Here is a 13441-nt window from a genome sequence, read left to right as displayed (position 1 = left end):
CTAACAGTTTGATTAGGCTCGTGATTTACGGAGACTGAGAATTCAAATGATAGTTTTGAAAAATTATCCCTTTTTGATAGGTATAGCTGTTTTATTAATATCGATGTTCAGCAACACTTCTAGTGCCGCTGAGGTACCAGTGTTAAACGGACAGGCCTATGACCAACATGTAGAACTGCACTGGGATAAGGCACAAAAACAAGACGCTACCTATAATATCTATGTCTCAGTAGCAGGACAAAAATGGCAACTGCGACACACCACGCAGGCCACAGCCTTGCTTGATTTTGTCGGTGAACTAGGCAGTGATCTGTCGTTAAAGTACAAATTAACTCTACAACAGGGTGATGATGAAGTTGAATTGGCCGAAATTAGTTTAGCCACACACACTTTCACTGACGATGAATTATTAGAGATGGTACAGGCCTATACTTTTCGTTATTTTTGGCCTGACGATGAAACCGCCACTGGGTGGGCGAAAGAGCGTATTCCCAACGGCGACGGAAATATAGTTACATCTGGCGGGACTGGGTTTGGCATTTTAGCACTCATTACCGGAGCGGAGCGCGGCTGGGCAAGCCGTGAAAGAATCGTAAAACAATTACTTAGATTAACCGAATCGTTAAAGCAAGCCGAAACATTTCACGGCATGTGGGCGCATTGGTATCGCGATGGAGAAGTTTTTCATTTCAGTAAATATGATGACGGTGGTGATATTGTTGAGTCTGCATTTTTAATTCAAGGTCTACTAACGGCTCGCCAATATTTTGCAAATGACAACGACGCAGAAAAACAATTAAGAGCAGACATCACTCAGTTATGGGAGAGCATGCAATGGGATTGGTACACTCGCTATGAACTAGGTACGCCAGAGAAAGTGCTGACTTGGCATTGGTCAAAGAAGCATGGCTGGAAAATGGACCACCATATTCGTGGCTATAACGAGGCACTGATTGTTTATATACTTGCGGCCTCTTCTCCAACTCACAGTATTGATGCCGATGTTTATCATCAAGGCTGGGCTGCAGGTGAACCGGGTCATCAAACTTTTGAAAATGGTCAAGGGTTCTATGCCAACCAGCTTCCCCTTGGGCCAGCGAAAGAATTAGGCGGCCCCTTGTTTTTTGCCCATTACTCCTACCTTGGATTAGATCCTCGAGGTTTAAGTGACCGCTATGCCGATTACTGGCAGCAAAATAAAAACCATGCCTTAATCAATCGCGCATACGCTATCGATAATCCCAAGGGGTGGACTGGCTATGGTGAGGATTTCTGGGGTATTACCGCCGGAGACATGCTACCAGATGGCTATTCAGCGCACGCCCCTGGTGAAAGAGACCAAGGCACCATCAATCCTACAGGCGCACTATCATCTATGCCCTACACGCCAAAAGAATCGCTGAAGGTCCTCAGGAATTTGTACTACAAGCATGGAAAAGAAGCCTTTGGCATGATGGGATTTTACGACGCGGTTAATCTGTCAGTTAGTGACGACCCTAAGAAGCAAGTTAGAAAAACTTACCTCGCGATAGATCAGGGGCCGATAGTGGCCATGATAGAGAATTACCGCTCGGGACTCTTGTGGAAGCACTTTATGCAAGACAAAGATGTCCAACGAGGCTTAGCAAAACTCGGATTTACTGTAGATAGTAATTCCGCTCACTAGAATTTCCTTTTGTATTAAATTATTTATTAAGCAGCAGATCACATCATGAAAAAATATTTATTGGCCATGGCTGTCATTAGCCATTTTACCCTTGTCGGCTGTAATTCTGAGGCAGACCGCACACTTACTACTCCCAATAAGGATGTCTCTCGGACATCTGTATCCAATACCCTTTGGCACGACGATAAAGCGAAAATGGACGCCTTTATTACTGAGCTAATGGCCAAAATGACTCTCGAAGAAAAGATTGGCCAAATGACGCTGTTCTCCAGTGATTGGGATGTTACCGGTCCCTCTCTTCGAGGTGATTATCAGGATAAAATCAAAGAAGGCAAAGTAGGCGCAGTATTTAATGCTTTTACCGCAAGCTACACTAGAAAATTACAGAAAATGGCGGTGGAAGAAACTCGCTTAGGGATCCCACTATTGTTTGGCTATGATGTAATTCATGGCCATCGTACCATTTTTCCGATCTCCTTAGGTGAGTCGGCTAGTTGGGATCTTGACGCAATTGAGTTGTCGGCGAAAGTTGCTGCAGCAGAAGCCTCAGCAGAGGGAATTCACTGGACATTTGCGCCTATGGTAGATGTTGCTCGGGACCCTCGTTGGGGTAGAATTTCTGAGGGCTCTGGAGAAGATGTCTATCTGACTACCGTAATTGCACAAGCGCGCATTAAAGGCTTCCAAGGAGATGATTTATCCAAGCCTGATACAGTTCTAGCAACGGCTAAGCATTTTGCCGCTTATGGACAAGCCCAAGCGGGCAGAGATTATCACACCACAGATATGTCTGACCGGGAACTGAGAGAAACCTACTTGCCGCCATTTAAAGCCGCGGTAGATGCGGGTGCAGCAAGCTTTATGACATCTTTTAATGAATTGAACGGTGTGCCTGCTTCGGCAAATAAGTATTTACTTCAAGACATATTACGTACCGAATGGGGTTTCGAGGGTTTCGTTGTTACAGACTACACCTCTATCAATGAAATGGTGAATCATGGTTTCGCTGAAAATGATGAAAAAGCCGGTGAGCTTGCCGTCAACGCCGGTGTCGATATGGACATGCAAGGTTCTGTGTATTTCGACTATTTAGCCAAGCAAGTCGAGCAAGGTCTTGTTTCAATGCAACAAGTCGATAAAGCCGCCCGTCGCGTGCTCGAAATGAAGTATCGATTGGGCCTATTTGAAGACCCTTATCGTTATTCAAATGAAGAACGTGAAAAAGCCGAAATATACAAAGACGAGAATCTGCAGGCGGCGCAAGATGTGGCACGTAAATCAATGGTGTTACTGAAAAATGACAAGCAACTATTACCCCTAAGCAAAAGTGGATTGAACATAGCGGTAATCGGACCCTTAGCCGACAGTAAGGAAGACTTGATTGGCAGTTGGTCTGCTGCCGGAGACCGTTATGAAAAACCCATCTCTTTGTTATCCGGCATTTTGGCCAAAGTCAGCGAGCCAGCTAAAGTGCAGTATGCCAAAGGGGCCAGTTATGAGTTTAACAATCAAGACGATTCAGGCTTTAGCCACGCGATAACAATTGCTAAACAAGCTGATGTGATAGTTATGGCTATGGGTGAAAAATGGGACATGACCGGCGAAGCCACCAGTCGAACTAAGCTTGATTTGCCGGGTAATCAACAAGCGTTGATGGAGCAGCTCAAAGCACTGGGCAAACCTATGATTTTGGTACTCATGAATGGTCGCCCCATGACAATAGAGTGGGCCGATCAAAATGTCGATTCCATATTGGAAGCATGGTATCCGGGTACTATGGGTGGGCCAGCGATAGCCGATGTATTATTCGGTGATTATAATCCGTCGGGTAAGTTACCCGTTACATTCCCCCGCAACGTCGGCCAAGTACCCTTGTACTACAATATGAAAAATACTGGGCGTCCTTACAGTAAAGATAGTGCTGAACAGAAGTACCTTTCACGCTACATTGATTCCTCCAATACGCCACTTTATCCCTTTGGTCATGGTTTGAGTTACACCACTTTTGCTTACTCCGCGATAAGCCTAGACAAGTCTACTCTTGCAAGTGACGGGTCCCTGACGGCCAGCGTAGAAGTTACTAACTCGGGTAAATATGACGGTGAAGAAGTGGTGCAACTTTACATCCGTGATAGAGTGGGTTCGGTCACGCGTCCGGTCAAACAGTTGAAAGGCTTTGAAAAAATATGGTTAAACAAAGGTGAAACAAAAACGGTCAGCTTTACCATCAGCGCTAAGGATTTAGCTTTTTATCGTCAAGATATGAGTTATGGCGCGGAAGCGGGTGAGTTTGACTTATTTATCGGTACAAGTTCCGATAACCTGCAAAAAAGTGAATTCACCTTAAGTGCTAATAGCGACTTGTGATATAGGTCATCTTTTTACCAATGGCAAAAACAATTTTTGTTAAGCCTATGTTTAAACTTGGGAGCTGCTGAACCACAGCACTCCATTGTAGTGAGGATATTTAATGATCTTATCCACTTTAGATCTCGCCATTATCGCGTTTTATTGTACCGGATTGATTGGCTTGGGGTATTGGGTGTCGCGGGAAAAGCCGGGACATGAAAAAAACAGCGCTGACTATTTTATGGCAAGTAAATCGCTGCCGTGGTGGGCAATAGGGGCGTCGTTAATCGCCGCAAATATTTCCGCTGAGCAAATCATTGGTATGTCCGGCTCTGGCTATGCCTTAGGCTTAGGGATCGCGGCTTATGAATGGATGGCTGCCATAACCTTATTGTTGGTTGGTAAGTATTTCATTCCGGTCTTCCTGAAAAAGAACATCTACACCATGCCGCAGTTTTTGGAGCAACGTTTTGATTCCAGAGTAAGGTTAGTGACGGCGGTGTTTTGGTTGGGCGTTTACGTTTTAGTTAACTTAACTTCAGTGCTCTACTTAGGCGCTTTGGCCATCAATACCATTACCGGCTTAGCGATTACTCATTGCTTAGTATTCTTAGCCTTGTTCTCAGTGGCTTATTCCATATACGGCGGCCTAAAGGCAGTGGCACTGACTGACATCATCCAAGTGGTGTTATTGGTATTTGGCGGTTTGCTGGTATCGTATTTATCCTTGGATAAAATTGCAGACGGCGCGGGGATTTGGAGCGGATTTCAAACCTTATTAACTGCCGTACCTGAGAAGTTTGATTTGATTCTAAGTCCCGATAATCCTCATTATATGAGCTTGCCTGGCATTTCTGTATTGATCGGTGGAATGTGGGTGATGAATTTCTCTTACTGGGGTTTTAACCAATACATCACGCAACGGGCGCTAGCGGCTAAGAATTTAAAAGAAGCGCAAAAGGGCATCGTTTTCGGTGCTTGCCTGAAGTTATTGATGCCATTGATCGTTGTTGTACCAGGCATTGCTGCAGTGGTTTTGGCACCGGAATTAACGCGTCCCGATGAAGCCTTTCCAGAGATGATGAAACTCGTACCTAGTGGTTTGCTGGGCATTGTTTTTGCTGCGCTCATTGCAGCCATAGCTTCATCCTTAAGCTCAATGACCAATAGTATATCCACCATCTTTACAATGGATATTTATAAGCCTTTGATAAACCCAGAAGCCAGTGAGCATAGGTTGGTGATTATAGGTCGCAGCGTGGCCATCTTAGCAATGACTATTGCAGTGTTGATTGCTCAGCCTCTACTCGGCAAATTCGATCAAGCTTTTCAATATATTCAGGAATTTACCGGATTCTTTACTCCAGGTATTGTGGTCATCTTTGCCTTAGGTATCTTTTGGAAAAAGACCACTGCAAATGCTGCGCTAATCGCAGCAATATCATCCGCTGCACTGTCACTTGTATTGAAAATATTCTGGCCAGAACTGCCCTTTATGGATCGAATCGGCTTGGTATTTTTACTCTGTGCTGCGATTGCCATTATAGTGTCCTTGCGAGAAAGTACAGGCCCACACCCTAATGCGATTGATTTAAACGACATCAATTTCAACACTTCGACGAGTTTTAATCTAGCCTCAGTCGCTGTCATATTGATATTAATAGGTCTGTATTCTACTTGGTGGTAAATAGATAAAGACTAAGTTAGCTAACTTAATTGATCTGCAAGGTGGCTTAACTTAGTCTTAGCATAAACTCGCCATGGGTAAGCCTATGAATAATCAATTTTTGCGCATGCACATCAAGCCATACTGCCTGCCTTCAATATGACAGCAAGATTAGATTTTTTGTTGCTCAAAGTACACAACTTACCCTACTGGCGGCTATCCAGTGTGTACTTCTTCAATTGCGTGGTATTAGGGCTGGTATTACCATACTGGGGCCTATATCTGGATTCCCTTGGGCAAACTAGCAGCGAAATCGGTATCAGTAGCGCGTTGTTGCTGCTGTCTAATATTGTCGCGCCGTTCTTTTGGCAAAAGTTGAATCATAGGGTCAAGAATTCGATAAAGGTCATACGGCTAGGTATTGTCTTGGCCTTTATATGTTCGTTTAGCCTGTTTGAGATCAATAGCTTTGTAGCTACATCATTATTTATTTTTGCGCTGAGTTTTTGTTGGCAGGGCATAAACCCTCTAGTTGAATCCCTAACCTTGTCTCATTTAGGGACTTTTTCCCATCACTATGGGCAAATTCGATTATGGGGCTCGATTGGTTTTGTGGTTTCTGTTTCAAGTCTTGGCTTAGCTTTGGATTACTTTTCTATTGGCAACTTTCCATTGATGCTGACGTTTTTTATGTTGCTGATGCTGATCAGCACACAAACCGTGCCCAATCGAGACTATGTAGAAAAGCCTACTGAGAGCATTAACTATTTCAATATTATTAAACGCAGTGGTAGTGCAGGCTTATTTGTGGCTATTTTCCTGTCACAAATCAGTCAAGGGGCCTATATAGGCTTTTTTAGTTTGTATTTACAAGAGCATGGTATAGGTTTAGAAATGACCGGAAATTTATGGTCAGTTGCGGTTATCGCCGAAGTCATTATGTTTTTGTTTGCTTATGGGTTAATCGCCAAACTTGGCGCCGATAAACTGCTAATACTTAGTCTGGCGGCTACCGCTGTTCGATGGTTGCTCATTGCATTTTTTGTTGAATTGCTTCCAGTCTTAATACTTGCCCAGTTATTTCATGCCTTTACGTACAGCGCTACTCATTCATCAGTATTGGAGTTGATTCGACAACAATTTTCAGATCAACATCAAGAGCGAGGCATTGTGATTTATTGCACTCTTTGCTTAGGCGGAGGGACGGCTATTGGTTCAGTCGTGAGTGGCTATATTTGGGCATCCAATCCAGCAAATACCTTTATTTTTTCGGCCACCATCGCTGGTTTATCGGTATTGATAGCGGGTTGGTGGATTAACAAAAGAGATTGTTCAATAAGGCTTATTGATTAGGGAGCTAATCATCATCCTTAGGCTTTTGGTATTGAGTTGTGCTTTCACGACGCACCAGTTTGTGCGGCAAAATAGAGAGCTTATTTTGCGGCGTTTTTTTCTCTATTAAGTCGATTAATGTGGACATGGATAACTCGCCAATTTTGTCCATTGGCTGAGCAATAGTTGTGAGCGGTGGAGTACAAAATGGTGCCAGAGCAATGTCGTCTACACTGACCACCGAAATTTTATCAGGGACTTTATAGCCCAATTTATAAAGCATATGCAGAACGCCGATGGACATTAAATCGCCAAAACTAAAAATGGCCGAAACATCTGGATAGTCAGTGACAATCTGTTTAGCGGCTTGTGCACCGGTTTCTGCAGAATATTCTGCGTAGTAAACTAGCTTCGGATCGTATTCTATTCCTGCTTCTTCTAGTGCCAATTGATAACCAGCCAAACGTTCATTACAGCTTTGCAGATTTTTAGTCCCGCTGACCACGGCGATCTTGGTATGACCTAACCCTAACAGGTGGGATGTGGCTAATTTACCAATAGCGATGTTGTCGACACCCACTCGGTAAATATCCTCGTTTTTGACCAATTCAGAAACACTCACCACTGGCGGCAAGTCTCGATTAGAATTCAATTCAAATGGGAATCGTTCGGAATTAATGATGATACCATCGGCTTGTTTGGACTCGACCATTTTAGCGTATGACTTCTCTAATTCTGGTGAGTCGAGGGTGTCACCTAACAAGACGGAATAGCCGCGAGAATTTGCGGTTTTTTCCATAGAACGGACAACCGGGGAAAAATAGGGATTAGTAATATCCGGAACCAGCACAACAATATTAAACGTTCGACCTTGCTTTAAACTAGCGCCTAAACGACTTGGCGTAAAACCAAGATTATTTGCCGCTGTCATTACCTTGTCGCGGGTTTTTTGTGAAACTTTTTCGGGTTCTCTAAATGCTCTGGAAACCGTAGCATTACTGACGCCGGCAATTAATGCAATGTCATTTACATTTAATTTGGCCACAAATTATTTATCCAATTAAAATGACTTTCTAGGCAGTCACTATAACATTTGGATAAATGTGATTCACCAATTCATATGTAAATAATCAAGTTTAATTGAGTCGATATCAGATGCATCTTGTTGGGTTATACATAGTTTAAAATGAGCTTGCAGATTAATACAGCCATGCAGATATAATCTTATCTTCATTTAATAAAGAACAGAACATTTTTGCGTAATGTTAGGATTTTCTGGTGGTTTTCGTCGACTAGATTTTAGATCATAAAAGCGGGAGGTTAGGGGCGAATACCGACACAATCTAGAGGATATTGACCGGCGCCCTCAAGATATTCTAAACAGGTCTCTAATTCATCGCGAAGGTAGGGGTCTTTAAGCAATTTGTGCTCTGGCCAGAAGTGTAATTGATGGAGTAGATGCCAAAATACGCGCTCTTTCTGACTATAGGGTTCGTGATCGGTTTTCTTGATCGTCGTCCACTCTTCCAAGGTATCCCAAAAATAGAGATCTACTTCCAGATACGGGATCCTGTTTGACCAATAAGCACGCACGAAATAGGCGAGTTGTTTGGACTTGAGGTTAATAAAATTCTGTATATTCACTTAATATAAAAGCACGGTTAATAGTTGAACTAGACTAAAGTATAGTATCGAATTCAACTCTTGCCGTCTTGTCAGATTACAAAATAATTATCCTTTTGAAATTATAAGACATTATCTTTGCTTATAATGATTTTACCAGCCTAAATGGGTCAGCCAGCCGTATATTTCCTTACCCAATCGCACCAACTGCTGTTGGTCCATCTTTTGGCCAGTAAGCTCCCGTTGTCGGTACATTAGCTTGAGTCCTTTCACGGCAGCAATTTTACGCGGCCCTACTGTCATCAGAGACCATTGGGGATCAAAAGGGGTAAATATGTCTAGATAAGGCATTTCAGTTTTGGCTATCCACTCAGGCAATTGTTTGTTGTAATCTCGTTGCGGCCAATAAGGGCTGACCGCCACCATACCATCAGGCAGATCTAAGACTTTTTCGGCATAAATTTTAGTTAGCCAAGCAGCGCTAGTACCTTGGGCTATAACCAAGAAAAACCCCGGATATTGGCGAGTTTTTTGGGTGACCGCTCGTAATTGTAAGATTAATTGTTGCTGGTGGGCTGAGAATTGTTCGGTGGCTATGTTTTGTTGGCCACTTCTGGGACTCACTGTCTCTTGGTTAGATGGATTCTGCTCCGTTTGGGAGGTCTCTGGGGCGGGAGCAGGTTGTTGATTCTGTTGCTGTGCATCGTCGTTTTGTGACGGAGCAAAGCCGGCAACAGGAGCGGGCATTATCATAGTTACCCAACCCACTTTGTTGAGCTCTATAGCTAGTTGATTCAGGCCATGTTGGCTGAATGGGCCGCGGCCGGATTCGCTGATCATCACGGCTACTCCGCGGGTTATCGGCGTGCTGGACTCTTGTATAATTAACGGCAGTTCTGCTTCGCCTACCAGTAGCACATCGAAGCTATCTGCAAACTGCTGATGCTGGATATCTTCCATGGCGATGTCAAGGTCTGCGCTTTGAGCTAGCCCAAGCCGAATCGTCGCGCATAGAAGTATCGTCAATAGCAGAAACTTTCGAGCAAAGTGTATTTTAGTCACGGATAACCTAATCATATAGCGTGTTATCCTTATCGGTCTATTTGCCTTCACACTTTAATGAAAAGGGTGCTGGACAATCAAATACCAAGGCTTGTTCAGTTTGTGGATGGGTAAATCCTAACGATTGAGCATGCAGTTGCAATCGACTCGCTGCTGCAAGTGCATCTTCATGGGCATACAAGCGATCACCTAAAATTGGGTGACCGATGCTTAACATATGTACCCGTAATTGATGGGAACGGCCCGTCACCGGGGTGAGTTCTACCAATGACTCATCGTTATCGGACACCACACAACGCCAGTGGGTTAAGGCGGATTTGCCCCGCTCATGGTCAACCATTTGTTTGGGCCTATTGGGCCAGTCACAAATCAGCGGTAAATCAATACTGCCAGTGGATTGACTGAGCTGACCATAAACTCGGGCCAAATAACTTTTCGAGGTTTGTCTTAATTCAAATGCCTTAGACAATTTCCTGTGGGTGTCCATATTCAGCGCTAGCACGATCAAACCTGAGGTGGCCATATCCAATCGATGGACTATAGTCGCTGTGGGATAGACACGCTTTACTCTTAGTTGCAGGCTGTCCTTATGTTCCAATGCTTTGCCCGGTACAGTTAACAACCCACTGGCCTTATTTATCACTATTAAATCGTCGTCTTGATAAACGGTCTCAAAATAGGGATACCGCGGCGGAGCATAATTTAAGATGGCCATTTACTGCATTCTCATATTAATGATTATTGACCACTAGACGCACCGCTTCAAGATGTACCTCTGCTTGTCCGATCGCTTGTGTTAAGGCTTCAATTTGATTGGACAGAAAGTCGATTTCTTCTTGACGAATTGATGGATTTATCGCACTCAGACTGGTTAAGCGGAGCAACTCTTCCGTTAGCAGCTCGCACATATCGTCTAAACATTGCTGTTTAGTTGTTTGGGCCAGATTGGAAGCGATATCAGTAGCTTGTGACACTCCCTTTTCAATATGGCTTTGTAATGCACTGATCAATTTAGAGGTCATTTTGGCACCGACTCTATCCAATTGAAAAAATACTTTATCTATCTGTTGTCCTTTGGGATCGACAGTCACTTTTATCGGTGTAGGGGGCAAAAAGCGGTTAATTTGCAATTGCTTGTCAGCTTTTGTCGACAATACAAACAGACACTCAAGCCAGTAGAGGCCAGCCGGCAAGTTTTTATCACGATTCATTCCAATAGCACTTTTTCCGTGAACATCGGTAGTCACCGTATCCATGGCATGTTGGATCATCGGGTGATCCCAACTGAGAAAGTGCACGTGCTCCATGGTGGTGGCAGTACTGCGCTGATAGGTGATGGTCATACCTTCTTCTTCTAGACCGGGCAGTTGAGTATGCATTGACTCGGTTTGTCGAAGTAGATAGCAATCGTCATCTTTTTCTTCTTGCAACACGCCAATGGTATCAAACAATTGCGTCATGAAACGCTCTAAGCGAGGCGAGTCTTCGGCGTCTTGAATCTGGCTTACAAGGCCGTCAATTTTGCCTTTTCCGGAGGAATTAATCTCTAATAGTTTATCCCTTCCCTGTTCCAATTTGTAACGCAAATCCTGATTGATAGTTTGAGTGCTTTCAATCAATTGACGTTTTGCCAGTTCATCATGTGGGTTTTGCAATGCTTGTAATAACAGTTCTTCTACTTCTTCATAAACTTGGGTACCCACAGGGCAAGTAAGTTCGAATGCGTTCAAACCATCGTGATACCAGTCCAGCATAACGTGCTGAGAAGAGTTGACGAAAAATGGTACGTGGATTTTCACATCATGTTTTTGTCCAATACGATCTAATCGTCCTATTCTTTGTTCTAACAAATCGGGCACCCGAGGCAAGTCAAATAAAACCAGATTGTGCGCAAATTGGAAGTTACGTCCTTCACTACCAATCTCGCTGCATATAAGAACCTGCGCGCCTTCTTCTGATTGGGCGAAGTAGTTGGCAATCCTGTCACGCTCGACAATACTCAAACCCTCGTGGAAGACGCCAGCACGAATGCCTGATTTACGTCTGATGGCCTCTGAGAGCATCAATGCGGTGGAAGCTTTAGCACAAATGGTAAGGACTTTTTGCCCTTTGAGCTGCTGCAGGTGGTCAATGAACCAGTCTACTCTTGGATCAAAATCTACCCAACTATCAACAAATTCAGGGATGCGTTCTGGGCTTAGAAGGCGGCTTGGTTCTAATTCTTCAATCAGAAAATCCGCGTATTCTTCTGGCAACGATAATGGGTAAGCAAGTAATTCACGTTGCGGGAAGCCGCTCACGCCTGCTCGACTATTTCTAAATAATAGTCTGCCAGTGCCATGTCGATCGAGCAACTGATAAATAAGCTTATTACGCTCGCTAAAAATGGATAAATCAGTATTAGCTAATAACTCTTCGCCAGCAAAATTAGCAATATCTTGGCGGGCAGAAGCAGAGATAGCTTGATTACCATTTAGCAAGGGCTCTATAGCCTGGGCTAGTTGGCTATAAGTTTGTTCTTCCTCGACAAATGCTTGGTAGTCATGAAAGCGAGCAGGATCTAAAAGTTTTAGACGGGCAAAATGACTTTCGTGGCCTAATTGATCCGGTGTCGCTGTTAGCAACAACACACCTTTAGTAACCTGTGCCAATTGTTCTATTACTTGGTATTCTTGTGATGGCTGTCCTTTTGACCATTTTAAATGGTGGGCTTCGTCTACTACCATAAGATCCCAAGGTGCTTCACATGCTTGCTGAAAGTATCGACTGTTATGGGTTAGAAAATCTAAACTACATAAAATTAACTGTTCTGACTCGAACGGATTGCCGCTTTCCTCAGACATTGACTGACAGCGCTCTTCATCAAAAATAGAAAAGGCTAAATTAACCCGACGAAGCATTTCGACCAACCACTGGTGAACCAAGCTATTCGGCACAACAATCAACACCCGTTGTGCTCTATTGGTAAGCAACTGTTGATGGATGATTAGCGCAGCTTCAATGGTTTTACCCAAGCCTACTTCATCCGCTAACAAAACCCGCGGCGCGTGACGACGACCTACTTCAGCGGCAATATGCAATTGATGGGGAATAATATCGACACGAGCACCTAGAAAGCCTAATAAGTCAGAAGTAGCATGTTGAAATTGCTGTGAAATACATTGTTGACGGATATCAAACCACTTAGGTTCGTCCACTTGTCCAGCTAATAAACGCTTTTGTGGTTGATTGAGCTGAAAGTGGTGGTCAACAAATGTTTCTTTTAGATTGACGGTCTCGCCATTGTCAATTCGTTGACCAATATAGGTCAACATACCGTTATCTTCTTGTACTTGTGAAACAATTATCTGCCAGTCAGCATGACTTTCAACGGTATCGCCTACCTCAAAAGTTACTCTAGTTAGCGGGGCTGACGCGGGCGCGTAGGTGCGAGTTTCACCTATAGCAGGGAAAAGTATCTCAACAGTACGTTGGTTTACCGCGATAATTGTGCCTAAACCCAATTCAGATTCAGTGTTGCTTAACCAACGTTGCCCCAATGCAAAGTGGTGTGGATTTGCCATAGTCTAGTTCCAAATGCGAGCATTGCTTGATGTGTCTCAAGCACTCGTGTGTTTGGCAGCAAGAATTTCGAACTCGCTGCACGGATAATATTCTGTAAGGCGGCAATTATATACGTTCTAGGCATATCTTGCAGTGTAGTTTAACCGCTGTTGGGCTTGAATCTTATTATTCGAGATCAA

Annotated in this window: 9 protein-coding genes; 4 read left to right on the top strand and 5 right to left on the bottom strand. The window is 43.8% G+C overall.

The features are described 5' to 3' along the window. The first annotated feature begins 46 nt into the window (after positions 1-46). The 4 genes from QR722_RS16805 to QR722_RS16790 all read left to right on the top strand — a co-directional run bounded on the left by QR722_RS16805 (position 47) and on the right by QR722_RS16790 (position 7034). Positions 47-1666, top strand: coding sequence for a glucoamylase family protein (locus QR722_RS16805; RefSeq protein ID WP_286284104.1), 1620 nt, complete (start codon positions 47-49; stop codon positions 1664-1666). Positions 1667-1711: 45 nt separating this feature from the next. Next, the gene (gene bglX / locus QR722_RS16800; RefSeq protein WP_286284103.1) at positions 1712-4033 is read left to right on the top strand and encodes a beta-glucosidase BglX; all 2322 of its coding nucleotides are present in this window, start codon (positions 1712-1714) and stop codon (positions 4031-4033) included. A 103-nt stretch (positions 4034-4136) separates the two neighbouring features. Further along, complete coding sequence (locus QR722_RS16795) at positions 4137-5702, top strand: sodium/sugar symporter (protein ID WP_286284102.1); 1566 nt, start codon at positions 4137-4139, stop codon at positions 5700-5702. A gap of 138 nt (positions 5703-5840) precedes the next feature. Then, positions 5841-7034 (top strand): MFS transporter, encoded by a 1194-nt coding sequence (locus QR722_RS16790; protein ID WP_286284101.1) that lies wholly within the window; start codon positions 5841-5843, stop codon positions 7032-7034. A gap of 4 nt (positions 7035-7038) precedes the next feature. Here QR722_RS16790 and QR722_RS16785 read toward each other — a convergent pair whose 3' ends face one another. The 5 genes from QR722_RS16785 to rapA all read right to left on the bottom strand — a co-directional run bounded on the left by QR722_RS16785 (position 7039) and on the right by rapA (position 13261). Further along, entirely contained in the window at positions 7039-8058 is a 1020-nt protein-coding gene (locus QR722_RS16785; protein ID WP_286284100.1) for a LacI family DNA-binding transcriptional regulator, read from the bottom strand. A gap of 275 nt (positions 8059-8333) precedes the next feature. Then, positions 8334-8657: a hypothetical protein gene (locus QR722_RS16780; RefSeq protein ID WP_286284099.1), complete on the bottom strand. Its 324-nt coding sequence runs from the start codon at positions 8655-8657 to the stop codon at positions 8334-8336. 132 nt (positions 8658-8789) lie between these two features. After that, positions 8790-9713, bottom strand: coding sequence for a DUF3530 family protein (locus tag QR722_RS16775; RefSeq protein ID WP_286284098.1), 924 nt, complete (start codon positions 9711-9713; stop codon positions 8790-8792). Positions 9714-9735: 22 nt separating this feature from the next. After that, entirely contained in the window at positions 9736-10413 is a 678-nt protein-coding gene (locus QR722_RS16770; protein WP_286284097.1) for a pseudouridine synthase, read from the bottom strand. A 16-nt stretch (positions 10414-10429) separates the two neighbouring features. Further along, a complete protein-coding gene (rapA, locus tag QR722_RS16765) occupies positions 10430-13261 on the bottom strand; it encodes an RNA polymerase-associated protein RapA (RefSeq protein ID WP_286284096.1) in 2832 nt (943 codons plus the stop codon). Between the last annotated feature and the right edge of the window lie 180 nt (positions 13262-13441).

This window comes from Aliiglaciecola sp. LCG003 (genome assembly GCF_030316135.1).
Classification (GTDB): Bacteria; Pseudomonadota; Gammaproteobacteria; order Enterobacterales; family Alteromonadaceae; genus Aliiglaciecola.
This window is presented reverse-complemented; position numbering and strand designations above follow the sequence as displayed.